Here is a 24225-nt window from a genome sequence, read left to right as displayed (position 1 = left end):
GAGTAGTGAATAGTGAAGTAAAGCGGGTCCTTCGCCTTCGGCTCAGGAAGACAACAAAAAGGCTATGTGGTGGCTAACTGCTTAGCTAACTCGTCGAGGACATACTGGCCCATCTGGGTGGTGCTGGTGTTGGCGGTGGCTCCGCCTTTGGCGATGTCGGCGGTGCGGTGGCCGGCGGCGAGGACGGCGTTGACGGCCTTCTCGATGGCCAGGGCTTCCTGCTCGAGATGGGCGGAGTGGCGGAGTACCATGGCGGCGGTGAGGATGGCGCCGAGGGGGTTGGCCTTGCCCTGGCCGGCGATGTCGGGCGCGGAGCCGTGGACGGGCTCGTAGAGGTTGACCTTGCCGCCGATGGTGGCCGAGGGCAGCATGCCGAGCGAGCCGGTGATGACGCCGGACTCGTCGGAGAGGATGTCGCCGAAGAGGTTCTCGGTGAGGACGACGTCGTAGGCCTTGGGCTGGTTCATCAGGAGGATGGCCATGGAGTCGACGAGCTGGTGCTCGACGGTGACGTCGGGATACTGGGGCTTGAGTTCTTCCACGGTGGCGCGCCACAGCTGGGAGCACTCGAGGACGTTGGCCTTGTCGACCTGGGTGAGCTTCTTCTTGCGCTTCTGGGCGAGCTGGAAGCCGATGTGGGCGACGCGGACGACTTCTTCCTTGGTGTAGACCATGGTGTTGATGGCGAGGCCGGTCTCTTTGTTCCAGCTGCGGGGCTGGCCGAAGTAGAGGCCGCCGAGGAGTTCGCGGACGAAGAGGATGTCGACGCCTTCGATGACCTCCGGTTTGAGGACGGAGTTGTTGGAGAGCGCGGCGAAGGCGAGGCAGGGGCGGAGGTTCGCAAAGCCGCCGAGGTGCTGGCGAATGGCGAGCAGGCCGGCTTCGGGGCGCTTGTCTGGCGACAGCGCGTTGAACTTGTTGTCGCCGACGGCGCCGAGGAGAACGGCGTCGGAGGCCAGTGAGATGTCGATGGTCTTCTGCGGCAGGGGGGTGCCTTCGGCGGTGATGGCGACGCCACCGATGAGGGCTTCGGTGAAGGTGAAGTCGTGGCCGCCAGCGACGGCGATGGCCTTGAGGACCTTGACGGCTTCGCCCGTGACTTCGGGCCCGATGCCGTCACCGGCGAGGATGGCGATGTTGAGGTTCATAGACACCAGTGAATAGTGAGTAGTGAATAGTGAAAAACGGACTTGAAGCAGATCCCTGCGGGGATGACGACAAGAAAAGCAAAAGCAAGAACAACGGCAACTGCGAACGCGGAGGCCGCAACGGACGCGGAGTTACGCGGCGTTGTTCGGGGGGCGGAGTTATGGCACGGTGGCGGTTTCGGCTACCGGGGCATGCAGAAGGCCGATGAGGTCCTGGTCGTAGATGTCTTTCTTGCGGTCGGCTAGGTCAGTGAAGCGTTCGTAGACGAGGAGGAGCTGTTCTTTGTCGAGTGGGTGGCCGAGTTTGGTGAGGCGTTCGGCGAGGGCGGCGCGGCCGGAGTGCTTGGTGAGCACGAGCGAGTTCGCGGGGACGCCGACGGACTCGGGCGTCATGATCTCGTAGGTGAGCGGGTTGGCGATGACGCCGTGCTGATGGATGCCGGCGGCATGGGCGAAGGCGTTGGCTCCGACGATGGCCTTGTTGGGCGCGGCGCCGAAGCTGATGCACTCGGCGAGCATCTGGCTGGTGGGGTAGAGCTCCTTGAGCACGATGCTGTGGTCGTAGGGGAGCTTGTCATGGCGGACGGTGAGGATGACGGCGAGCTCTTCAAGGGAGGCGTTGCCGGCGCGTTCGCCGATGCCGTTGATGGCGCACTCGACCTGGCGGACACCGGCTTCGATGGCGGCGAGGGAGTTGGCGACGGCGAGGCCGAGGTCGTCGTGGCAGTGCGCGGAAAGGATGATGCCGTCGCGGTCGATCTGCGGGATGCGCTCGCGGACCATGCGGAACATGGCGGCGTAGTCGGCCGGGATGCAGTAGCCGACGGTGTCGGGGAGGTTGAGGGTGGTGGCTCCGGCCTGGATGGCGACTTCGAGGGCCTTGATGAGGAAGTCGGGATCGGTGCGAGTGGCGTCCTCGGGGGAGAACTCGACGTCGTCGGCGAGGGTGCGGGCGTAGGCGACCATCTCGGCGATCTGGTCGAGGGCCTGCTCGCGCGTGATCTTCAGCTTGGCCGCGAGATGGAGGTCGGAGGTGGAGAGGAAGGTGTGGATGCGGCTGCGGTCGGCGGGCTCGACGGCGCGGGCGACGGCTTCGATGTCGGGGCGGCGGCAGCGGGCGAGGCCAGCGATCTTCGGAGCACCATTGCCGCGGCCGATGGTGGAGGCGATGGCCTTCACACTGTCAAAGTCGCCATGCGAGGCGATGGGGAAGCCGGCCTCGATGATGTCGACGCCGAGCCTGGCGAGCTGGGCGGCCATACGGAGTTTCTCGGCGTGGTGCATGGTGCAGCCGGGGGACTGTTCCCCGTCGCGCAGCGTGGTGTCGAAGAAGACGATGTGGTTCGAGAGTGCCATGTTCCGAGACCTTTCGTGCCGGTGACGATCAGGTGCTTTCGCTACCCTTCGTCTCTGGACTAAAGCATAACCTGCCCTTATGCTCTGAGCGAGGCGTATCAAAACTTCTAATGCCAGCATAGGAGGCCAAAGGCATTAGACAGAAAGGGTACGACAGGCGGGGGATCACTGGGAATAGGGAATCGGAAGAGGTTTCAGGGATCGCACGCCGTGCGAAGGCACAGTGAACGCCGGGTAACGAAGCAATGAATTGCGCCGCAGCGGCGCCGGATGGGGAGTATGGACCTATTTCAGTTGGAGACGTTTCTGGCGGTGGCGGAGGAGCGGAGCTTCTCGCGAGCGGCGACGCGGCTGCACAGGACACAGCCGGCGGTGAGCCAGGTGATCGCAAAGCTGGAGGCGGAGCTGGGCGAGACGCTGCTGGAGCGGACCTCGCGCGATGGGCGCCTGACGGATGCGGGCGAGGTGCTCCGCGAGCACGCGCAGAAGATGTTGAACCTGCGGGCCGATGCGGAGGCTGCGCTGGTCGAGCTGCGGTCGCTGCATACGGGGAAGCTGCGGCTGGCGGCGAACGAGTACACCTGCCTGTACCTGCTGCCGGTGCTGGATGCGTATCGGCGGGCGCATCCTCGGGTGAAGATCGAGGTGCAGCGGGCGCTGGCGAGCCGGATCTCGGACGAGGTGCTGCAGCACTCGGTGGAGGTAGGGGTGGTGAGCTTCCGGCCGGACGACCCGGCGGTGCGGTCGATTGTGGTGTATCGCGACGAGCTGGTGTGCGTGGTGGGACCGCAGCATGAGCTGGCGCGGGGCAATGGGGCGAACAGCCAGGCGCCGGTGCCGATCCAGCGGCTGGGGCGGGAGCTGTTCGTCGCGCACAATGTGGCGTCGCCGATGCGACAGAAGGTGATCCAGGCGTTCAAGCGGTACAAGACACCGCTGAATATTGAGGTCGAGCTGCCTTCGCTGGAGGCGATCAAGCGGTTCGTGGCTCAGGGGAATGGCGTGGCGCTGGTGCCGAAGCTGACGGTGGAGCCGGATCTGGCGTCAGGGGCGTTGGTGGCGATCAAGGTTCCGGAGCTGGAGATGGAGCGGCGGCTGCGGCTGGTGTACCGGCGGCAGGCGGCGCTGAGCCACGCGGCGCGGGCGTTCCTGAAGGTGGTGGAGGAGCGGGCGGCCAGCGGCGATCCGTTCTGTTACGTGACAGACAGAACGGGCGGGGCGTAGGATTCCCGCGGTTCGGCGGCCGGGGTTGCAAAGTGACGAATCTTTACATGGCGGATCGGAACTTTGCGGAGTTTGAGCCGTCTCTGCACGGTAGCTGCGCCCGGTCTGGACCGGCGGCTATGCTCGCCTGCGAACTGCTGGCGCGGCTGGGCTGAATCAAGGTTTACGAGATGAGGAGACGATCTATGAAGCGGACAATCGGACGTATGGCAATGGTGCTGCTGTGTTGCGCCGGATTTGTGGCGGCAGCGGGAGCGCAGGATACGCCGCCTCAGGGCGGCGGGCGCGGCATGATGGATCCGGCCAGGCGCGCGGAGATGATGCAGAAGCAGCTGGGGCTCTCCGACGATCAGACGACGCAGGTGAAGGCTGTTCTGACGGCGGATTCGGACAAGATGAAGGCGGCTCGCGACAGCGGCGGATCGCAGGAGGACATGCGGGCGCAGATGATGGCGATCCGCAAGGATGAGCAGGACAAGCTGAAGACGATCCTGACGGCGGACCAGTGGACCAAGTACCAGGCGATGATGGAGCAGATGCGGGGACGCATGGGCGGCGGCGGTGGCAATCCTCCGCCTCCTCCTCCGCAGCAGTAGTCCGATAGCGGCAGGATAGGAGCGGCGAAGGCCGGCAGCGGGGTCCCAAGATGGGGCTCCGCTGTTTTTGCGTGGAGGGTCGATTCCGAAATCGCGGGGCCGTCGTCTATCCCTCATCGACCATCGGTGATGTATCGGGTATCGCGAGTATCCCTGAGCTATCGGGCATTTCGAGCCGCACATGGGGCGGAGAAGGTACAATCAGGAGCAAGCGCGAGGCGTCAGGAAGATAGAGGCCTGTTCCACCCTAGGGACCAAGGACGGGTGAGGTATTGTCTTTACCGGCGCTGGATGTGAAAGCGAGGGATTCTGGCAAGCATGAAGAAGATGATGTGGCTCGGTGTTCTGCTGTTGAGCGCCGCGACCGTAGCGAACGCTCAGGAGAGCCGGCAGGACGCAAGCATTAGTGTGATCGGCGTCACGGGTTTCGACACCAACGGCCTCCTGGTGCACCCGATGCACCAGACCAATACGCTGGGCGTGCTGGGTAGCTATCGCTATGATCTGACGCCCCGGAGCCAGCTCGAGCTGAACTACAACTTTTCCCAGCACTCGTTCAAGTACAACACGATCGAGGTGAACAGCGGGGAAGTGCATGCGAAGCAGCAGGAGATCTCGGGTGCGTACGTGTACACGCGTTCCTACCGCAGGTGGAACCCCTTCGCGGAGGTCGGCATCGGTGTGAATATGTACACCCCGATCCTCGACACGGGCACCCACCAGTTGGGCGCGAAGTCGAACTCGAACATTGGCGCGATCTTCGGCGGGGGCGTGGCGTATGAGCTGAGCCCGAGCTGGGACGTTCGCGCGGAGTATCGCGGCATGATTCTGAAGACTCCGGACTTCGGCAACAGCGAATTCAAGACCAACAAGTACTTCGTGACGGAGACCCCGTCGATTGGCATCGCGTACCACTTCTAAGCGAGCTGGTTCGAAGGCTGTGAGAAAGGCCCGCCGGTTGGCGGGCCTTTCTGCGTTTGAGGCCGGGTGACGTGCACGCTCGCGCTGATAAACTTGAGTTCTATGCGTAACTTGTCCGGCAACCAGATTCGTGAAGACTTCCTGCGTTTTTTTGAGGGCAAAGGGCACCGTCGCGTGCATTCGTCCTCCCTGGTTCCGGCCAATGATCCGACGCTGCTGTTTACCAATGCGGGGATGAACCAGTTCAAGGATGTCTTCCTGGGTGCGGAGACGCGGTCGTACACGCGGGCGACGACCAGCCAGAAGTGCGTTCGGGCGGGTGGAAAGCATAACGACCTGGAGAATGTTGGGTTCACGCGGCGGCACCATACGTTCTTCGAGATGCTGGGCAACTTCAGCTTCGGCGACTACTTCAAGAAGGATGCGATCGCGTACGCGTGGGAGCTGCTGACGTCGCCGGACTGGTTTGGGATTGATCCGGACAAGCTGTACGTGACGATCTTTGAGGGTGACGCGAAGGTGCCGCGGGATAACGAGGCGGAGGCGTTCTGGATCGCTGCGGGTGTGCCGAAGGAACGGATCTTCGGCATGGGCGCGAAGGACAACTTCTGGCAGATGGGCGATACGGGGCCTTGCGGGCCTTGCTCGGAGATTTATTACGACCTGGGCGTGGTTGCTGCTGAGGTTCCGGGGAAAGATGTGCCGTTTCCTCAGGACGAGCAGCGGTACATGGAGATCTGGAACCTGGTCTTCATGCAGTTTGATCGCTTGACTGATGGGACATTGACGCCACTGCCCAAGCCTTCGATCGATACGGGCATGGGGTTGGAGCGCGTGTCGGCGGTGTTGCAGGGGAAGCTTTCGAACTATGAGAGCGATTTGTTTACGCCGCTGATTGCGGCGGCGGCGCGGCTGACGGGGTTTGAGGGCGGCGAGTTAGCGAGTGAGCGAGTCAGCGAGCTGGCGCTTTCTGATGAGAAGGGTGCGCCTTCGTTGCGCATCATCGCGGACCATGCGCGTTGTTCGACGTTCCTGATCGGCGATGGTGTGCTGCCGGCGAATGAAGGCCGTGGGTATGTGCTGCGCAAGATCATGCGCCGGGCGATTCGTCATGGGCGTTTGCTGGGTCAGGAGCAGCCGTTCCTGTACAAGATGGTCGATGCGGTGCGTGACGAGATGAGCGCGGCGTATCCGGAGCTAAAGGAGTCGGCGGAGCGCGTGGCGAAGGTGGTGCTTGCGGAAGAGCAGCAGTTTGCTCGGGTCATGGAGGTCGGTGCCGAACAGCTTGAAAAGGAAATTTATCGAACGCGTGAGACATGGATAACGACTGTGTATCATGACGTGTTTTATCCAGAAAATAGACTGAAGGCCGAAGAGTTCTTCAAGCTTGTCTCTGTGCTTACCCCAAAGCAAACGGCAGCAGAGATGGTCAGCTTGATTACGGGTATCGACTCGTCTGCAGACTCCGGTCTCGTCAGCCAGTTTGTTAGTCGCTTGAAAAGTACCGGCCCGGTACTATTGGGGATTCAAGCATTCCGACTCTATGAAACGTATGGGCTGCCTAAGGATTACATCTCTGACTCGGCACGCGACGCTGAGGTTGTTTTCGATGATGAAGGCTTTGAGGCCGCGAAGGTTGAGGAGCAGCAGCGGGCTCGTGCTTCGTGGAAGGGTGGATCGCAGAAGTCTGCGGCGCCGGTGTATCGCGAGATTGCGCAGACGAATTTTATTGGCTACACCGCGTTGAGGGCCGAGGGCGCGACTGTGATTGCGCTGGTGAAGGATGGCGTGGGTGTGCAGGCGCTGCAGCCGGGCGAGACGGGCGAGGTGGTGCTCGATACGACGAGCTTCTATGCGGACTCGGGCGGGCAGGTGGGCGATGTGGGTTGGCTGTATGCGGACAATCATGGCACGTTGGTGGCTGAGGTGAGTGGTTGCAGGAAGCCGGTGCAGGGCGTCTTCGCGCACCAGGTGACGGCGAAGGAGACCATCGCGGTGGGCGATGTGGTGGATACGGTCGTGAATGGCGAGGTGCGGTCGGCGACGATGCGCAACCATACGGCGACGCACCTGTTGCATGCTGCGCTGCGGCAGACGCTGGGGACGCATGTGAAGCAGGCTGGATCGCTGAATGATCGCTCGCGGCTGCGGTTCGATTTCTCGCACTTTACCGGCGTGGCCGAGGAAGAGCTGCAGGAGATCGAGGACATTGTGAACGCGCAGGTGCTGGCGAACAGCAAGGTGGAGACGCTGGTGGATGTGCCGATCGACGTGGCGGTGCATGAGCTGGGCGCGATGGCGCTGTTCGGCGAGAAGTATGGCGACAAGGTGCGCGTGGTGAAGATCGGGGACTTCTCGACCGAGCTTTGCGGTGGAACGCACATTGGAGCGACGGGTGAGATTGGGCTGATCAAGCTGGTGGGTGAGGGCGCGGTGGCGAGCGGCGTGCGTCGTGTGGAGGCTGTGACCGGTACGGGATCGCTGGGGCTGTTCCGGCGTGATGCGGATGTGGCGAAGGTTGCGGCGCAGTTTATTGGCTCGGGCGATGCGTCGGCGGATGCGTTGCGGGTTCGCGTGACTGCGCAGGAAGAGGAGATGAAGAAGCTGCGCCGCGAGCTGGAGCAGATGCGGGCGAAGTCGGCCAGTGCGGCGACGGCGAATGCCGCGGAGAGCGCGGTCGAGGTGAAGGGTGTGAAGGTGATTGCGCAGCGCGTGGACGCGCTGGATAAGGCGCAGATGCGGAACCTCGTCGATGAGCTGCGCGGGAAGCTGGGCTCGGGCGTAGTGGTGCTGGGGGCGGCTACGGATGAGGGCAAGGTGTCGCTGATTGCGGGCGTGACCAAGGACCTGACAGGCAAGGTGCAGGCGGGCAAGATCGTGAGCGCGCTGGCTGCGAAGGTTGGCGGCAAGGGCGGTGGACGGCCGGACCTTGCGGAGGCAGGCGGGTCGGATGTGGCGGCGCTGGATGGTGCGCTGGCTGGTGCGGCTGAGGTGGTGGGTGGGCTGCTGGGGTAGGGTCGGCACCCTGCGAACCCGCCTCTCAAAATCGAAAGGTGGGGCACCCGGTAGAGGTTCGTTCGTGGCGACTCCTGAGGTTGGGTGGAAGTTCGGGAGAAGAAAGTCGATCGAGTTGTGAGCTGTGGGTTTGGAGTTTTGAGTCCTTCCGGCACGATAAATGAGAACGGCCTCCTGACGGAGGCCGTTCGCGTTTGCGTGCGTGCGATTGTTCAGTCGAGCGCGGCGAAGATTTCGGTCATGTCGAGATGGATGGGCGTGTTGGGCACGTGCAGGTTGGCGGCATCTGCGTGATGCAGGCCCTGCGCGTCATAGGTGTGTGCTGAGCGGCGGATGGGGTCGATGAGCCAGATGTTCTCGACGCCCATCGCGAGATAGTCGGCGAGTCGCTTCTCTACGCGAGGGATGCGGTCCTCGGGCGAGAGCACTTCGATGCAGATCAGGGGCGGTGTCTGAGTGACGCTCTCGCGGGGAACGTCGGCGCGGAGGACGGCGACGTCAGCGATGCGGACGCGGGTGGGTGTGACGCGGATGCGTTGTTCAACGATTGTGTCGGTGTGCCATGCTTTTGCGTTCACGGTAAAGATGGACGCGATGATGGTCTGGATCTTTGCGTGTTCGTATTCGCCCAAGTGCCGCTCCTCGATCTCGCCGTCTACGTAATCGGCGTCGGGCTCATAGCTGGTGCGCAGGTAGGCCTCGATGGGGAGCAGGGATGGTGTGGTCGCCATGGTCGTTACCTCGCTGCAAATAGAATGCGCCTGCGGCCGGGGGGGCTGCAAGCGCATTGTGGGGATGCTGTAGAGGCGCGATGTCTTCAGGTTTCGAGGTGCGAGGTTGCGTCGCAGGGGACTGCAGAGAGACGAGGTGCCGAGCTATGAGTGACGAGGAAAGTCGTTGCGCTACTTCTTACCGAAGACGTCGCCCATGCGGCGGATCTGGGCACCTACGCCACGGAGTTTTTCTTCCATGCGCTCATAGCCGCGGTCGAGGTGATAGACGCGGTCGAGGATGGATTCGCCGTCGGCTACGAGGGCTGCGAGGACTAGAGCTGCGCTGGCGCGGAGGTCCGAGCACATGACGGCGGCGGACTGCAGCGGGGTGCCGCCGCGGACGGTCGCTGTGCGGCCGTTGACGCTGATGTTTGCGCCCATGCGGTTGAGCTCCGAGACGTGCATGAAGCGGTTCTCGAAGATGTTCTCCGTGATGGTGCTGGTGCCCTGGCACTGGGTTGTGAGAGCCATGTACTGGGCCTGCATGTCGGTGGGGAAGCCGGGGTACTCTTCGGTGATCATGTCGGCGGCCTTGAGGGCTTGTGCGCCTTCGCTACGCACGCGGATGGAGTCGACGCCGATCTCGAGTTTGACGCCGCATTCTTCGAGCTTGGAGAGCAGAGCGCCCTGATGCGCGGGGTTGAGGCAATCAACCATGAGGTCGCCGCCGGTGATGGCTCCTGCGATGAGGAAGGTGCCGGCCTCGATGCGATCGGGGTTGATGCGGTGGCGCGTGCCGTGGAGTTTCTCGACGCCGGTGATCTTCATCGTTGAGGTGCCGGCGCCTTCGATCTTCGCGCCCATGGAGTTGAGCATGGCGGCGAGGTCGGTGACCTCGGGCTCGCGGGCGCAGTTCTCGAAGAGGGACTCGCCTTCGGCCATCACGGCGGCCATGAGGAGGTCTTCGGTGCCAGTGACGGTGATCTTGTCGAAGACGATGTGGGCGGCCTTGAGGCGGTTGGAACCGTTGCCGGGGCTGCGGGCTTCGAGGTAGCCGTGCTCCTGGGTGATGGTGGCGCCCATGGACTCGAGACCCTTGATGTGGAGGTCGATAGGACGGCCGCCGATGGCGCAGCCACCGGGCATGGCGACGCGAGCCATACCGGTGCGGGCGATGAGCGGGCCGAGCACGAGCGATGAGGCACGCATGGTCTTGACGATCTCGTACTTGGCGACGGGGTCGGAGAGCACAGCGCACTTGATGGTGGTGCGGTGCTGGGCGCGGCCGTAGCCGAGTTCGACTTCGGCGCCCATGGATTCAAGGAGCTTGCGCTCGGTCTCGATGTCGCGCACCTGCGGGATGTTTTCGAGGACGACCTCATCCTCGGTGAGGATGGCCGCGGCCATGCAGGGCAGCGCGGAGTTCTTTGCGCCAGAGACTTTGACGGTACCGAGCAGCGGATTGCCGCCGCGAACGACAAACTTGTCCATGCAAGAAGTGTAGCTGCGCGGACGGTTTGGAAAAGGAGATCGGGGAGACGTGCCTCCGGGGTTAAGGCCCTGGGCTAGCGAGCGGGTGTCATGGGATCAAACACAGTCCGCGTGCGGGAAAGACTCCTATCGTCCCGCGCTGGGGACTCTCTCGATGCGATGCACGCGCCAGATAGTCTCCGTATCTTTCTCGCGGCGGAATGTCCCGACACGGTCGATCACGAAGGCGGGATCGCTCTTGATCCTGCGGGTGAACCAGAGTTTGTCGGGATCGGACACGACCAAAAAGTCGGGGGTGGACGAGAGGAACGCTGCAGAGTCCTGGATGCTGGAGGCGTAGTAGCCCGCACGCTTCCAGTTTTCCATCTCGTGATAGCCGGAGACATCGCCCCGCGGCGCGGCGGGATCGACGGCGGTGTCCCAGTCGAGTAGGTAACGGAGCTGGACCTGAGGTTCGAGAACGCGGCTTTCGGCGAAGACATCCACCCGTTCGACGACGACAGGAAGGTCTCGTGGGAGCTGCGAGCTCATGGCTGAGGTGTAGGCGTGGGGTGGCAGGACGAAGAAGGCCGGCATGTCCCATACCGCGCCGTAGATCGTGCCCCCAAAGGTTGCGCAGACGGCGAAGGCCAGGAGCCAATTTTGCCAAGGCGTGCGTTGCGCAGGGATGAGGCGCTGCAGGGTCGCGCAAAGCAGCAGCGCGGCTCCAACGATGGTGGGAGTGAGGTAACGGTCGGCGAAGAAGGATGTTCCGCGCTGCGAGACGAGCCAAAGGGCGGGAATGACTGCGATGAGCGCGAAGCCGGCGAGAATGGCATCTCGATCGCCGGTGGACGGAACGGACGGCTTCGACGCCTCCCTGGAATGTTGCAGGGCAAAGCGTAGGAGAAGAGCGAAGATGAGAAAGAGCCCAAGGTACAGGATTTGATCGGTCCAGAAGATCAGCGCATCGATAAGGTCGGCGGGGATTGGAGTCGTGGTCCAGAAGTGGGGCTTGCCGACTGCGGCGGATGCGAGCATAGCGGCGCGGGAAGGAATGAGCATCCACCATCCGGCGACCCCGGCCAGATAGAGCGCGGGCCGAAACCTATGGTGCGCGAGATCCGCGAGGAACGTTGCGGTCAGGATCGGTGCGCTGAAGACCAGGCCGAAGGGATGGATTCCTACGAGGAACGTGTGCGCGGCGAAGGTCGCGACCAGGTGACTGGTCTTCGGAGCAGTGCTGTGGGCGGTCCACGCGAAGGTGTAGACGGCGGCTGCAACGGCGGCGATCAGTGGGCCGTAGAAGCGGCCGATCGCCAGTTGCTGTAGGACGGAGTGGGCCGTGAACCAACAGAGGGGTATGGCAATCGCGACCACTTCCAGGCGATACCAGCGTCGGGCGGCGCCCCAGGCGAAGGCGATACCCAGTCCCATGGCGGAGGCGTTGAGGAAGCGAAGTGCCATGGCGGATTGGCCAAAAAGGTGAAGCCAGGTGCGGGCGATGAGGTAGAAGAGGATGCCCCCGCCATCAGCACCTATGCGCCAGGCGGCGACCATGTGGTGCAGTGAGGGATCGCGCGCGAGCATCCAGCCGAAGATCTCGTCGCTCCAGAATTGACGGCCGGAGGTGAGACGCGAGCACTCCGCGAGCGTTGCGACGAACCAGAAGATGAGCCAGTACGCGTCGCGGCGATGCAGGCCGTGCTTTTCCTTGTTCGTCACCAACCAATCGTAAAGCAGGGGGTGCCCAGGGCGAGACGTGGCGGCCGGTCTCCGGATCTCCGGAGGCCCGCAACGTCAATAGCGCCGCCTTTCGGGGAGAAGGCGGCGCTCTCGAATTGGTGAGGAGTTGCGTTCAGGCGGCGGGAGGAGCGGAGGGCTGCTGCTGGCCCCATTGGCCGTGTCCACGGTGGTCGTGGCGCATGGCCTTCATTTGCTGGAGCTGGTCGGGCGTGAGGACGGTGGCGAGCTGCTGCTCGGTGGTCTGGTGGATGGTCTTCATCTGCTCGCGGCGGTCCTGCGGGGCGAGCTGCTGGTTCTGGAAGACGGCCTGCAGTTGCTGATCGCGGTTGGCAAGGATCGGCTCGAGCTTGGAGGACTGGTCAGGGGTCAGGTTGAGCACCTTGGAGAGGTGCGCGACCTCACGCTGGGGGTCCGCGCGGCGGTGATGCATGGGACGATCGCCCTGCTGCGGCGGTGCGTCCTGCTGGGCGAAGGCGGCTGCGCCGGTGAGGCTGAGGAGAAGAGCTGCGGAGACGAGAATACGCTTCATGGATCGACACTCCCTGGCAGCGCGGGGAGGATCTCGCTGCCTACTGTGCAATCAAACACTCCGGGGGACGAATGTTGCGGGTCGCGGAGCGGGCTTCTGGTCACATTGTGTAACGAGTTCCGGGTGCGCGTACAAATCTCTTTCGATGGCGCTTCAAGCTGCGTCGGCCGGTGTGACGGCGGGCCAGGGCTGTACGGCCGTGAGGAGCAGAACGGCGGCGATGAGGACCGAGGCGAGCGGACCGGTGGGGGTGATGCCGAGATAGCTTAGCGCGGGGAGAGGCAGCATGAGCGCGAGCAGAAGGGCCAGCGCGAGGATGCCGCTGGCGGGCGGACGGCGGCTGACGAGGGCCGAGATCAGGAGCAGCAGCGGCAGCTCGAGATGGATGAGCGTGTAGGAGAAGGAGACGGGTGGGAGCGAGACCATCGCCGCAACGAGGAAGACTGTGCCGTTGAGGAACGGAAGCGTCCGCACGCGGAGGAAGAGGAGCAGCGCGGCGCTGCCGGCGACGAGGTAGTACGTGACGCGCCACGGAGCGGGGCTGGTGTGATGCAGGACCGCGAGGTACTTGAAGGGCGAGAAGAGGCAATGGTCGAAGGCGATCTCGACCTTGCTGACGGCATCGACGTAGTGGGTCTGGAAGCGGCTGACGTCGGTGAAGAAGCCCTGTCCGGCGATGGCGAAGGTTGGACCGGCGTGAGCGATGGCGGCTCCCATGGCGACGATCGCGGTGACGATGCCGATGAGGAAGGCGGGAAGGTCGCGGCGGCGGCGCAGGAATAGGCCAAGCAGGAGGATGGGGTAGAGCTTGATCGCGAAACCGATGCCGAAGAGGATGGCGGCGGGGATCGACCACCCACGCCAGGCGCAGAGGATGCCCGCGGCGACGATGACCCAAAGGATGAGCTCGATGTTGCCGCGCTGGATGAGGAAGACGACAGGGAACGATAGCGCGAGAGCTAGGGGCGCGGCGAGACGAAGAGCACCGACGCGGGAGAGCAGCCAGAAGGCGATGCCGGTGGCGGTGAGCACGCAGCCCGCGGCGAGGTACTGGAAGGTGGTGACGGGTGCGGGGAGTTTGTAGAGGAACTCGTAGATGACTGCTGCACCGGCGGGGTAGGCGAAGCCGGAGTATGCCTTCGAGGTGAAGAAGCGGGCGGAGTGGTAGAGCGCGAAGCGACCCTTGTAGACGGTGATGTCGACGAAGTTGGGGCCGGGTGGGAAGACGATGCTGTGGGGCGCGAGCCAGGCGGCAAGCCACAGCAGGGCGGCAACGCCGGCGGCGGTGTAGACGAGCAGGACGACTGTGGTGGGGAGGGCTCTCGAGCGCCCGGCGAACGGCATAGCCAAAGGGTACGCGGTGGGGCGGGTGATCGAGTTAATGTTGCAGGTTCGAGGGAGAGACACGCTTGTGGATGCGGGCGTCGGTCCACCTGCTCGGGGGCTTCGAGGTTGCCGAACCGGGTGCTACAGCTCCAGGCGGGAGTCCTCGATGGCGAGGCGGACGTTGCCGTCGGATTTCTGGAGGCGGCGGACGGCTTCCATCTTGTCGACGTTGGCCTTGAGCATGACCACGGCGATGGGGATCGACTTGCCGGAGGACTTGATGGTCCGGATGGCGGTCTCGCGGTCGATGTTGCAGACCTTCATCAGCACACGGATGCCACGCTCGACGAGCTTGGCGTTCTTCATGTGCACGTTGACCATGAGGTTGTCGTAGACGTAGCCCAGGCGGGTCATCGCGCCCGTGGTGATCATGTTGAGGATCATCTTCTGGGCGGTGGAGGCCTTCATGCGGGTGGAGCCGGAGACGACCTCGGGGCCGACTTCGGCGCAGACGGTGATGTCGGCGACGCGGGAGAGGTCGGAGTCCGGATTGCAGGTGATGGCGGCGGTGCGGGCTCCGCGAGCGCGGGCGTATTCGGTGGCTCCGATGACGTACGGCGTGCGGCCCGAGGCGGAGACGCCGATGATGATGTCCTTGCGGGTGGGACGGCGCTTGGCGACGTCACGCTGCCCGAGCTCGGGGGAGTCTTCGTTGACGTCGGAGGCTGAGGCGAGGGCCTTGGGGCCGCCGGCCATGATGTATTGGACCTGCTGCGGCGCGGTGGAGAAGGTCGGCGGGCACTCGGAGGCGTCGAGGGCTGCGATGCGGCCTGAGCTGCCGGCGCCGACGTAGATCAGCCGGCCGCCGTCGCGAAGGCAGCGAGCGACCGTGTCGATCACCATGGCGATCTCGGGCAGGGCCTTTTTGACCGCTGCGGCGACCTTGGCGTCGTCCTGATTGATGATGCGCGCGATCTCAATGGCCGACTTGGTGTCGAGACCATGGGCGGCTTCGTTCAGCTGCTCGGTCGTGAGACTCTGAAGGTCGGCCGATTTACTCGCGCCTTGTGGATCAAGAGCTGTCGGAGATGACATGGTGAGCGTGGCCATAGCCTAAATGGTACTGGGCTCATTCTAGCTCATTCCATCATGGGAAACTGCCCGGGGAATGCCCGGGGTCGTCATCCGGCGAAGGTATTGGAGGATCAAACGTTGAACCGCCTTACAAAGTGGATGCGCTGGCTGACGCCTGGGGTGATGGCCTGCCTGACAGGAGCGGCTTTGGCTGCGCAGGGTCAGGCTAGCGCAGTGCAGGCTGATGTCGAGGCTTTGGCTGCCTCCCACCAGGGCAAGGTGGGCGTGTATGCGCGCCAGCTGAACACTGGAACGACCATCGCGCTGAACGCCGATGAGCCGGTGCAGACGGCTTCGGTGATCAAGCTGGGCATTTTGTACGAGGCGATCATCGAGGTGCGCGAGGGCAAGGCGCACTGGGACGAGAAGATACCGGTTCCGGCGAACTACACGGTGGGCGGGTCGGGGTTCCTGCAGTTCTTCGACGCGCCGATGACGCTGACGCTGAAGGATGTGCTGTCGCTGATGGTGATCGTGAGCGACAACTCGGCGACGGACCTGGCGATTGACCGGTTCGGTGTTGACGCTGTGAACCGGCGGATGACGCAGCTGGGGCTGAAGAATACGTGGCTGTACAAGCGGATCGGCAAGCCCGCCGTGGGGACGATGCCGGCGGATCAGCCGAAGTTCGGCCTGGGCAAGACGACGCCGCGCGAGATGGCGATCCTAATGGAGACGATCGGCCGGTGTGAGCTGCATCCGCAGGGTTTGGCTGATGCTGCGGGCAAAGAGGCCTTTGGGCCGGTCGACGAGCAGGACCGTGCGGTCTGCAAGGTCGCTCTTCACATGCTCTCCAGCCAGTTCTACCGGACGACCGTGCCGCGGTACCTGGACACGGTGGACACCAGCGAGCATGGCAGCGGGATTGCGAGCAAGACGGGCTCGCTGAATGCGGTGCGCAACGATGTGGCGATTGTGGCTGGGAAGACCGGGCCGATCGTGCTCTCGATCTTCACGCACGACAACAAGGATCAGAGCTGGACGGTGGACAACACGGCCGAGGTACTGGTCGCGAAGATTGCGAAGGCGGTGGTCACCGCGTGGTCGCCAGCGGGCATCGATGACAAGTATCTTGTGCCGGGATTGGATCTTGAGCCGGGTGGAGCGTTTGCGCCAAAGTGAGGCACTGGGGGAGCGGGTGAGCCGAAACTCTCTATGGATCGTCTACATTAACCGAGTAGGTTCCCCGCGCGAAAGCGGTAACGGGGAGTCGTCCTGAGAGCAGGACGGCACCTCATCTGGCGATGATCGAGAGCGAGCAACAGGAAACGATGGAAGAGCAGACTCCCGGGGATCCGGTAAACACCCCGGCCGAGACAGAGACACGCAAGGCGGCTCGCGACGAGTCGATTCAGGACGTGGTGCGGGCGCAGGCTGGTGGCTGGCGCGCGTGGACGCGCGACCTGGTGATTGCGGTGGCGATCTCGGTGTTCATCATCCTGTTCCTCTACCAGCCGGTACGGGTGGAGGGGACGAGCATGCTGCCGGTGCTGGAGGACCAGGACCGGCTGTTCATCAACAAGTTTGCGTATCGCTTCGACAGCATCCATCGCGGCGACGTGGTGGTGTTCCTGTATCCGAACGACCACACGAAGAGCTATATCAAGCGCGTCATCGCGTTGCCGGGCGACGACCTGCGGATCGAGCACGGACGGGTGTACGTCAACGGAGTTCGGCTGAAAGAGCCGTACGTTCCGGGAAGGTTTGCGGACGATCGTTCGCAACCGGAGATGACCGTGGCGCCAGGGGAGTACTTCGTCATGGGCGACCATCGCTCGATCTCGAGCGACAGCCGGGACTTTGGCACGGTGCCGCGCGGGCTGATCTATGGCCGGGCTGCGTTTGTGTACTGGCCGGTGGACCAGGCTGGGATCGTGCGCTAGGCCAGGTCTGATCGAGTTTCGAACATTCTCTCAGTGGGCTGAAGCCGCAACGTTGCCGCGACCCTGATGGCGGGACTGAAGTCGCGCCCTGACAAAGCGGGACGTGTGCAGAGGCGTCTTAGATCGATTGCACTGGCTACTCGTACTTCAAAATTTTTGCGAAGCTGTGGGGGTCGAGCGAAGCTCCGCCGACCAGAGCTCCGTCGATGTCGGGCTCACTCATCAGGGTGTCGATGTTGTCCGGCTTGACGGAGCCCCCGTAAAGGATGCGGGTTACGGCGGCGAGCTCCGCGCCACAGCAGGCGGCGAGCTCGTCGCGCACGATCTGGTGGGCCGCCTGCGCGACGTCCGGCGTGGCGGTGCGGCCGGTGCCGATGGCCCAGATGGGCTCGTAGGCGAGGATCAGGTGCTTGCCTTCCGCGGGCGTGACGTTGCGCAGCAGGGTGTTGACCTGCCGGCGCAGCGCCTCCTCGGTTTTGCCGTCCTCGCGCTCGGAGAGCTGCTCGCCGATGCAGACGATGGGGGTGAGGCCGTGCGTGACCGCGGCCTTGAACTTGAGGTTGACGCGCTCGTAGGTTTCGCCGAAGTAGAGCCTCTGCTCGGAGTGGCCGAGCAGGACGTGCCCGCAGCCGAGTGCGTTGAGCATGGCAGGCGAAGTCTCGCCGGTGAAGGCGCCTTCGTTGAGCCAATGCATCGTCTGCGCGCCGGCGCGAACGTTGCTGCCCGAAGTAGCGTCCAGTGCCGCGCTGAGGGAGGTAATCGACGGGAAGAGGAAGATCTCATCGCGCGTGTGGCCGGCGACCAGCGGGAGAAACGCTTCGAGGTAGGCGAGCGACTCCTGCGGGGTTTTGTACATCTTCCAGTTGCCGGCGATTACGGGTTTGCGCATGGGGTGAAGGTCTTCCTTCGCTCGAGAGTCGACCCTTTGAGGCTACGTTTGGCGATGGAGAGCTGACAAGGGATGCGGTCGCTAATCGGGTGTCCGGGGCGAGGCCCGTAGGGCGAAGGTCCCAGACGCCAGATCCCAGTTTGCCAGTTACCAGTTGAGATCTGGCAGACTGGCAGCTGGCAACTGAATCTCGAAACATGTTGAGAGGTATGAGATGCAGGACTTTCGCAAGGTCGTCGCGTGGCAGAAGGCGCACGCGCTGGTGTTGAAGCTTTATCAGCAGACGGCGTCGTTTCCGCGAGAGGAGACTTTCGGAGTCACGATGCAGCTACGTCGGGGCGCTATGGGTATCGCAATGCAGATTGCCGAGGGAGCTGGTCGTCCGAACAATGGCGAGTTCTCGACGGACCTGCGCAAAGCGGCCTCGGGATGCAATGAGCTGGAATATCTCGTTATGCTTGCTGGAGATCTTGGCTACTGGGATGCCGAAGCTTGTGATGGTCTGACCGAGCAGGTGAGTGAAGTGCGCAGGATTATCTTCGGCCTCCTGCGCACCTTCTGACTACTTGTCGGTCAGCGCCGCCACACCTGGCAGGACCTTGCCTTCGAGGAACTCGAGCGAGGCTCCGCCGCCGGTGGAGATGTGGCTGATCTTGTCGGCCACGCCGGAGTTGTGGAGCGCGGCTACCGAGTCTCCGCCGCCCACAATCGAGATGCAGTCCTCGTTCTTCGCGATGGCCTTGGCGACGGCGTTGGTGCCCTTGGCAAAGGGCGTGAGCTCGGCGACACCCATGGGGCCGTTCCACACGATGGTGACCGCGTCGGCGATTTCGGCTGCGAAGAGCTTGATGGTTTCGGGGCCGATGTCGAGCGCCATCCAGTCTTCAGGGAAGGGACCGTCGCCGGAGAAGATCTGGGTCTTGGCGTCGGCGGCGAATTTGTTGGCGAGCACGTGGTCGACGGGCAGGAGGAACTTCACCTCGCGGGCTTCGGCCTTCGCCATCGCGGCTCGCGCGACGTCGAGCTTGTCCATCTCCACCAGGCTCTTGCCGGTGGTCTGGCCCTTCGCGTTGAGGAAGGTGTAGGCCATGGCCCCGCCGATGAGCAGGGCATCGACCTTGCTGAGCAGGGAGTTGATGACCTCGATCTTGTCCGAGACCTTGGCGCCGCCGATGATGGCGACGAAGGGACGATTGGGGTCGCCGACGGCGCGGCCGAGGTAGTCGAGTTCCTTCTCCATCAGCAGGCCGGTGGCGGACTGGGCGACGTGGTGCGTGATGCCTTCGGTGGAGGCGTGGGCGCGATGGGCGGCGCCGAAGGCATCGTTCACGTAGACGTCGCAGAGCTTGGCGAGCTGCGCGGCGAAGGCAGGATCGTTGGCTTCCTCTTCGGGGTGGAAGCGGAGGTTTTCGAGCAGCAGCGTCTGGCCGGGCTCGAGGTTGTCGGCGAGTTCCTCTGCGATGGGGCCGACGCAGTCCGGCGAGAAGGCCACGTTGGCTTCTTCGTCCAGGACGGCGTCCAGGAGCCGGCGCAAGCGGTCGACGACGGGGCGCAGGCTCATCGAGTCGACTCGCTTGCCCTTGGGACGGCCGAGGTGAGCCGCCAGGATCACGCGCGCTTTGCGGCGCAGGGCGTACTCGATGGTCGGGATCGTCTCGCGGATCCGGGTGTCGTCGGTGATTTGCCCTTCTTTGGAGAGGGGAACGTTGAAGTCGACACGGATGAAGACGCGCTTGCCCGCCAAATCGAGATCTCGGATAGACAGTTTGTTCATTTCGAAGCAAGCATACCCGAGTCGCGGCGGATAGACGAAGAAGTGGAACGTTGGCGGGGAGAAAAACGGTGGACGGGCGGCCTGTGGGCGGTCGCCCGTACCGGCTAAATAGGGCTATTCGGGGGCAGGAAGGGCCTTTTCGGGCTCGGGCAGGGGTCGGCCCTCGGGAACGACCGCTTCGGCCTCGATTTCGACGGCCCAGAGGGGGTTCAGGAGTTTGGCTCCGACCATGGTCGCGGCCGGGCGAATGCTGCCGAAGAACTCGCCATGGGCGCGGCCGACGGCCTCCCAGTCTTCGGTCTTGGCGAGGTAGATGCGTGTGCGGACGACGTCGGCGAAGGTCGCGCCGGCCTGGTGCAGCGCTCCCTCGATGATCTTGAGGACGTGCCGGGTCTGTTCGGCGGCGGCCATGTCTTCGGCTCCCACCGGGCCGGTGCCCGAGACGTGCACCACGTTGCCAATGCGCACCGCTCGGGAGAAGCCGATGACGGGCTCGTAGGGGGAAGCTCCGGGGATATTCGTGCGGGGGAGAAGCTGCGAGGTATCCATGATGGTGGATTGTATCGGGTGAGGCGGCACGATCGTTTTGCAGGGAGGAATCCTGCCGGAGCTCGAGGGCTGGAGATCATGGCTTCAGTTTGTGGCCACGATGCGGTGGGCTCGGTGCTGGACGTGAGAGGACCCTGAGCAGGCTTTGGATTTCTTCTTTAGCGCTACCTTTTGTCTTACCAATTTGGAGAGATGTAAGAGCGCTTGAGCGGGGAAAGTTTCTGCTTGACCATGTGCGGGACAAACGCTTAGCTTCTTCTCGCTTCGCAAACAAGACATGGGATTGCGCTGAAGTTTGAACGAGGCAGTAATTATCTTGGGGAGGCTGTACGTAAATGGTTCTATCTTCAAACAAAATAAGGTTCCGGGAGACATTCGCAATGGCGAAGCCCTCCGGTGAGAGCGCGGCACAGGCCGTGCGGTATGAACATTTCCGGCCAGTGAGCTGGGTGGGATTCGTGCTTTGCACCCTCGCACTGATGTTTGGTGCGACGACAGCGCTGGCGCAGCAGATTACCGGCACGATCGCCGGAACTGTCAGTGATAGCCAAGGGGCGGTTGTTCCCAGCGCGGCGGTGAAGGCCGTCAACAGCGAGACCGGCTTCGCGCGCTCGACGGTGAGCGATTCGGCCGGCAACTACACGCTGCCTTATCTTCCGGTCGGCAATTACTCGGTCGAAGTCGCGGCCAACGGTTTCAAGAAGACACTGCAGAAGAACATCGTGGTTAGCGTGGACACGACGCAGTCGTATAACCCTGCGCTGACGGTGGGCGCGATCGATGAGACGATCACAGTGACGACGGCGCCACCGCTGGTGAACGTCTCGTCGGAGACGCTGGGTCGCACGATTTCGCCGGACGAGATCAACAACCTTCCGCTGGTGAACCGCAATGCGTACACCGAACTCACGCTGACGCCCGGCGTGCAGTCCAACAGCGCCAGCTCGCAGACCAACCCGAATGGCACACCGAACTTCGTTATCGGTGTTCCATCGACGCAGGTGATCGTGAATGGCGGCATCGACGGCGGCGTGCCGATGGTGAGCTTCTACCTGGATGGCGGCTTCAACATGACGGGCCTGCGCAACTACGGCAACGCTCTGCCCAATCCCGACGCGCTGGAAGAGTTCCGAGTGGAGACCAGCAACTTCGCGGCGCAGTACGGCCGTATGTCCGGCGCGGTGGTCACGGCCGTCACTAAGTCAGGTACGAATTCCTTCCATGGCTCGGTGTTCGAGTTCATCCGCAACACGGCGCTGAATGACTATTCCTGGGTGCCGACCGGTGCGCAGAACCCGACGACCCAAATTCGTCTTCCGCTGCACCGCAACCAGTATGGTGTGACGGTTGGCGGTCCTATTAAGCGCGATCGTGCGTTCTTCTTCTTCAGCTACGGCGGACTACGTCAAACCAGCGGCCAGTTGCTGACGGGCGGCATTGTGCCGACGCCGATCGAGCGGCAGGGCGACTTCACGAAGTCGCCGGTGAGGCCGAACAATCCATCGACGAGCACAGTTTGGACGGGAACGAACAGCTCCACCAACTGCCTCGCTTCAACAGCTGGGTGCATTCCGCAAGCAAGCCTCGATGCAACGGCTGCGAATTTGACGGCGAAGTTGGTTCCGTTGCCGAACACGAACGTCTGCGTAAAGAACTCAACGATCACGAACCCCAACGTCGTGACGGACGGAAATCCGAACGACTGTACAAACTTCCTCGAGGGCTACACCGGCGCTTACACTACGCCGACCACGGAGGATGAATACCTCGGCAAGTACGACCAGCAGATTGGCAAGAACGATCACCTGTTCGGAAGCTACTTCACGATCAAGTCGGTGAGCGGCGCCTATGGCGGCGGCAATATTCCGTACATGGTCAACCAATCGAACGCGCGCCAGCAGGATTTGAATATCAGCGACGTTCACACGATCGGCTCCACGAAGGCCAACCAGGTCTGGCTCACGGTCACGCGGGTCGCCGGCGGCCGTATCAACCTTCCTGCAACGGACCTGAGCTCCTTCGGATCGAACTTTACGATCCAGGGGCCGAAGGCTCTTCCGCAGTTGGCGATCTCATCGGGCTTCAGCGCTGGTGGCTCGCTTGCCGGTCCTGTAAGCAACACGAACTTCTATGGCCTGCGCGATGTGTTCACGTTTACGGTTGGCCACCACGCGTTGAATGTCGGCGGCGAATTCTCGTTGGAGAAGGACGCGGTGCAGGGCAATCTGTACAACTTCGGCGTCTTCAACTTCCAGACGTCGGGTCCGACCTCCACGAAGAACAGCGCGATGGCCGACTATATCGCCGGCCTGGTCGCGTCGATGGAGCAGGACACGCCGTACCACTCGCTCACGAGCTACTTCTTCGGCGCTGGCTTCCTTCAAGACGCGTGGAAGATCACACCCCGGCTGACGGCAAACCTTGGCCTGCGCTATGACATTGAGCAGGCCCCGGTGGAGTCTCAGAACCTGACTGCGGGCTTTGTTCCTGGCCAGCAGTCCACCGTCGTTCCTTCGGCTCCTCTGGGAGTCGTGTTCCCGGGCGACAAGGGCATTTCGCGTGGTATCGCGCAGACGTCGAAGGATCACCTCTCGCCGCGTCTCGGCCTGGTGTACGACCCGTTCGGCAATGGTAAGACTGCAGTCCGTGCGGGCGCTGGTATGTTCTTCGGCAGCGTCTCGGGGAATGAGTGGAACCAGCCCGCCAATGCACAGCCGTTCGCGATCCGCCAGACGTTCCAGTCGATCACGTCCTTCAGCAATATCTACGGCAATGCCCAGTCGTTCCCGACGGGCGATCCGTTCCCGTACACGTATAACCCGACCGCGCCTCGCTTCCTTCCGGCAGCGGCGGTGGAGGCGATCGATCCGAAGTACAAATGGCCGGTGGCGTACCAGTTGAACGCAGCGGTGGAGCAACAGATGCCGTGGGGCATCAGTTTGCAGACCGCGTATGTGGGCAACTTCGTTCGCCATGTGGCGAATGGTGTCGACGCCAACAACCCGGTGTACGCTGCGGGAGCGTCATCGAGCCAGAGCAGCATCACGGCCCGTCGCCCATACAACAACAACGGCGCGCTGGGACAGGTGATTTTTATTACGTCCAACCAGACGGCGAACTACAACTCGCTGCAGGTGTCGGCGCATAAGTCGCTGACCAGCCACTTCCTTATCAATGGCTACTACGTCTGGAGTCACTCGCTGTGGAGCGCCAACTCGAGCGCGATCGGCATTTCGACCGCGCAGAACTACAGCGCCCTGAACGAAGAGCGTGGACCTTCCGACAACGACAAGCGGAATACGTCGTCGATCTCGGGTGTGTACAAGATCGACTACTACCGCGGCGAAAGCTTCCTGCTGAAGAACCTCTCCAATGGCTGGAAACTGTCGGCGATTTCGTTCTTCAACAGCGGAACGCCGTTCAACATCACGACGGGCTCGGACAAGAACCTGGACGGTTACAACAATGACCGCCCGAACCTGGTTCCGACGGTTCCGATCGTGCTCGACAAGCACCGCAACCGCTTCACGATTGCGAACTCCGGGTGGTTCAATATCGCGGCATTCACGCCGAATGGCCCTGGCCTCGGCATTGGGCCTGGTGGTGCGGACGGCAACGTGCCGCGCGACTTCCTCGTCGGGCCGGGCTTCCGGGATATCGACATGGCCTTGGAGCGTGACTTCAAACTTCCGCACGGCACGGGCTTCGAGTTTCGCGCGGAGGCTACCAACGCCTTCAACATGGTCAGCCTGAATAACCCAACGGCCACGCTGTCGTCGGGCAACTTCAGCAAGATCACTGCCGCTGCTCCGAACCGCATCCTGCAGTTCGGTGGTCGCATCACCTTCTAACGTGGGTACAGACTAAACGAAAGGCCCGCTATGGCGGGCCTTTCGTCATTTCTGCGGGAGTGGTTCGATATGATCAAGGTTCCTTCGGGACAATGGGAGCG

General features: G+C 62.9%; 19 protein-coding genes. 8 read left to right on the top strand and 11 right to left on the bottom strand.

Annotated elements, in window-relative coordinates; all coding sequences use genetic code 11:
- Positions 1-62: 62 nt before the first annotated feature.
- Positions 63-1148 (bottom strand): 3-isopropylmalate dehydrogenase, encoded by a 1086-nt coding sequence (gene leuB, locus AC5E6W_RS00580; protein WP_491750326.1) that lies wholly within the window; start codon positions 1146-1148, stop codon positions 63-65.
- 159 nt (positions 1149-1307) lie between these two features.
- The gene (locus tag AC5E6W_RS00575) at positions 1308-2504 is read right to left on the bottom strand and encodes a 2-isopropylmalate synthase (protein WP_491750305.1); all 1197 of its coding nucleotides are present in this window, start codon (positions 2502-2504) and stop codon (positions 1308-1310) included.
- 279 nt (positions 2505-2783) lie between these two features.
- On the opposite strand from AC5E6W_RS00575, the gene AC5E6W_RS00570 reads away from it, so the two are divergent.
- The 4 genes from AC5E6W_RS00570 (at position 2784) to alaS (ending at position 8260) form a co-directional block, all read left to right on the top strand.
- Positions 2784-3728 (top strand): LysR family transcriptional regulator, encoded by a 945-nt coding sequence (locus AC5E6W_RS00570; RefSeq protein ID WP_491750304.1) that lies wholly within the window; start codon positions 2784-2786, stop codon positions 3726-3728.
- 185 nt (positions 3729-3913) lie between these two features.
- A complete protein-coding gene (locus tag AC5E6W_RS00565) occupies positions 3914-4324 on the top strand; it encodes a DUF4890 domain-containing protein (protein ID WP_491750303.1) in 411 nt (136 codons plus the stop codon).
- Between the two features lie 318 nt (positions 4325-4642).
- The gene (locus AC5E6W_RS00560; RefSeq protein WP_491750302.1) at positions 4643-5245 is read left to right on the top strand and encodes an outer membrane beta-barrel protein; all 603 of its coding nucleotides are present in this window, start codon (positions 4643-4645) and stop codon (positions 5243-5245) included.
- A gap of 102 nt (positions 5246-5347) precedes the next feature.
- Entirely contained in the window at positions 5348-8260 is a 2913-nt protein-coding gene (gene alaS / locus AC5E6W_RS00555; RefSeq protein WP_491750301.1) for an alanine--tRNA ligase, read from the top strand.
- A 212-nt stretch (positions 8261-8472) separates the two neighbouring features.
- Here alaS and AC5E6W_RS00550 read toward each other — a convergent pair whose 3' ends face one another.
- From AC5E6W_RS00550 to murQ, 6 genes are all read right to left on the bottom strand, one after another.
- Positions 8473-8991 carry a Uma2 family endonuclease gene (locus AC5E6W_RS00550; protein WP_491750300.1) on the bottom strand — a complete coding sequence of 173 codons (519 nt, stop codon included), beginning with the start codon at positions 8989-8991 and terminating at the stop codon, positions 8473-8475.
- Positions 8992-9162: 171 nt separating this feature from the next.
- Entirely contained in the window at positions 9163-10464 is a 1302-nt protein-coding gene (murA, locus tag AC5E6W_RS00545; protein WP_491750299.1) for a UDP-N-acetylglucosamine 1-carboxyvinyltransferase, read from the bottom strand.
- Between the two features lie 126 nt (positions 10465-10590).
- On the bottom strand, positions 10591-12168 hold the full coding sequence (locus AC5E6W_RS00540) for a hypothetical protein (protein WP_491750298.1): 1578 nt from the start codon (positions 12166-12168) through the stop codon (positions 10591-10593).
- A 133-nt stretch (positions 12169-12301) separates the two neighbouring features.
- Positions 12302-12718 carry a hypothetical protein gene (locus AC5E6W_RS00535; RefSeq protein WP_491750297.1) on the bottom strand — a complete coding sequence of 139 codons (417 nt, stop codon included), beginning with the start codon at positions 12716-12718 and terminating at the stop codon, positions 12302-12304.
- 153 nt (positions 12719-12871) lie between these two features.
- The gene (locus AC5E6W_RS00530; RefSeq protein ID WP_491750296.1) at positions 12872-14125 is read right to left on the bottom strand and encodes a glycosyltransferase 87 family protein; all 1254 of its coding nucleotides are present in this window, start codon (positions 14123-14125) and stop codon (positions 12872-12874) included.
- Positions 14126-14185: 60 nt separating this feature from the next.
- Positions 14186-15139: an N-acetylmuramic acid 6-phosphate etherase gene (gene murQ, locus AC5E6W_RS00525; RefSeq protein WP_491750295.1), complete on the bottom strand. Its 954-nt coding sequence runs from the start codon at positions 15137-15139 to the stop codon at positions 14186-14188.
- A 117-nt stretch (positions 15140-15256) separates the two neighbouring features.
- Here murQ and AC5E6W_RS00520 point away from each other — a divergent pair, with 117 nt between their 5' ends.
- Together AC5E6W_RS00520 and lepB are read left to right on the top strand one after the other, a co-directional pair.
- The gene (locus tag AC5E6W_RS00520; RefSeq protein ID WP_491750294.1) at positions 15257-16300 is read left to right on the top strand and encodes a serine hydrolase; all 1044 of its coding nucleotides are present in this window, start codon (positions 15257-15259) and stop codon (positions 16298-16300) included.
- Between the two features lie 149 nt (positions 16301-16449).
- The gene (lepB, locus tag AC5E6W_RS00515; RefSeq protein WP_491750293.1) at positions 16450-17061 is read left to right on the top strand and encodes a signal peptidase I; all 612 of its coding nucleotides are present in this window, start codon (positions 16450-16452) and stop codon (positions 17059-17061) included.
- Positions 17062-17197: 136 nt separating this feature from the next.
- On the opposite strand, the gene tpiA is transcribed toward lepB, so the two are convergent.
- Positions 17198-17950, bottom strand: a complete 753-nt coding sequence (gene tpiA, locus AC5E6W_RS00510) for a triose-phosphate isomerase (RefSeq protein WP_491750292.1) — start codon at positions 17948-17950, stop codon at positions 17198-17200.
- A 214-nt stretch (positions 17951-18164) separates the two neighbouring features.
- Between tpiA and AC5E6W_RS00505 the strand changes: the two genes are divergently transcribed.
- Positions 18165-18512, top strand: a complete 348-nt coding sequence (locus tag AC5E6W_RS00505; RefSeq protein ID WP_491750291.1) for a four helix bundle protein — start codon at positions 18165-18167, stop codon at positions 18510-18512.
- Here the strand turns inward: AC5E6W_RS00505 and AC5E6W_RS00500 are convergent, their stop codons facing one another.
- A complete protein-coding gene (locus AC5E6W_RS00500; protein ID WP_491750290.1) occupies positions 18513-19724 on the bottom strand; it encodes a phosphoglycerate kinase in 1212 nt (403 codons plus the stop codon).
- A gap of 114 nt (positions 19725-19838) precedes the next feature.
- Entirely contained in the window at positions 19839-20273 is a 435-nt protein-coding gene (locus AC5E6W_RS00495) for a RidA family protein (RefSeq protein WP_491750289.1), read from the bottom strand.
- 380 nt (positions 20274-20653) lie between these two features.
- Here AC5E6W_RS00495 and AC5E6W_RS00490 point away from each other — a divergent pair, with 380 nt between their 5' ends.
- Positions 20654-24124, top strand: coding sequence for a carboxypeptidase-like regulatory domain-containing protein (locus AC5E6W_RS00490; protein ID WP_491750288.1), 3471 nt, complete (start codon positions 20654-20656; stop codon positions 24122-24124).
- Positions 24125-24225 lie beyond the last annotated feature (101 nt).

The organism is Bryocella sp., from assembly GCF_058498515.1.
This window is presented reverse-complemented; position numbering and strand designations above follow the sequence as displayed.

What these genes read in the sequence shown, in the direction of transcription:
- murQ (WP_491750295.1), bottom strand. Translation starts at nt 15,139, where the DNA reads ATGTCATCTCCGACAGCTCTTGATCCACAAGGCGCGAGTAAATCGGCC.
- tpiA (WP_491750292.1), bottom strand. Translation starts at nt 17,950, where the DNA reads ATGCGCAAACCCGTAATCGCCGGCAACTGGAAGATGTACAAAACCCCG.
- AC5E6W_RS00505 (WP_491750291.1), top strand. Translation starts at nt 18,165, where the DNA reads ATGCAGGACTTTCGCAAGGTCGTCGCGTGGCAGAAGGCGCACGCGCTG.
- AC5E6W_RS00560 (WP_491750302.1), top strand. Translation starts at nt 4,643, where the DNA reads ATGAAGAAGATGATGTGGCTCGGTGTTCTGCTGTTGAGCGCCGCGACC.
- leuB (WP_491750326.1), bottom strand. Translation starts at nt 1,148, where the DNA reads ATGAACCTCAACATCGCCATCCTCGCCGGTGACGGCATCGGGCCCGAA.
- AC5E6W_RS00495 (WP_491750289.1), bottom strand. Translation starts at nt 20,273, where the DNA reads ATGGATACCTCGCAGCTTCTCCCCCGCACGAATATCCCCGGAGCTTCC.
- AC5E6W_RS00550 (WP_491750300.1), bottom strand. Translation starts at nt 8,991, where the DNA reads ATGGCGACCACACCATCCCTGCTCCCCATCGAGGCCTACCTGCGCACC.
- AC5E6W_RS00535 (WP_491750297.1), bottom strand. Translation starts at nt 12,718, where the DNA reads ATGAAGCGTATTCTCGTCTCCGCAGCTCTTCTCCTCAGCCTCACCGGC.
- AC5E6W_RS00490 (WP_491750288.1), top strand. Translation starts at nt 20,654, where the DNA reads ATGGCGAAGCCCTCCGGTGAGAGCGCGGCACAGGCCGTGCGGTATGAA.
- AC5E6W_RS00575 (WP_491750305.1), bottom strand. Translation starts at nt 2,504, where the DNA reads ATGGCACTCTCGAACCACATCGTCTTCTTCGACACCACGCTGCGCGAC.
- lepB (WP_491750293.1), top strand. Translation starts at nt 16,450, where the DNA reads ATGGAAGAGCAGACTCCCGGGGATCCGGTAAACACCCCGGCCGAGACA.
- AC5E6W_RS00570 (WP_491750304.1), top strand. Translation starts at nt 2,784, where the DNA reads ATGGACCTATTTCAGTTGGAGACGTTTCTGGCGGTGGCGGAGGAGCGG.
- AC5E6W_RS00565 (WP_491750303.1), top strand. Translation starts at nt 3,914, where the DNA reads ATGAAGCGGACAATCGGACGTATGGCAATGGTGCTGCTGTGTTGCGCC.
- AC5E6W_RS00500 (WP_491750290.1), bottom strand. Translation starts at nt 19,724, where the DNA reads ATGAACAAACTGTCTATCCGAGATCTCGATTTGGCGGGCAAGCGCGTC.
- murA (WP_491750299.1), bottom strand. Translation starts at nt 10,464, where the DNA reads ATGGACAAGTTTGTCGTTCGCGGCGGCAATCCGCTGCTCGGTACCGTC.
- alaS (WP_491750301.1), top strand. Translation starts at nt 5,348, where the DNA reads ATGCGTAACTTGTCCGGCAACCAGATTCGTGAAGACTTCCTGCGTTTT.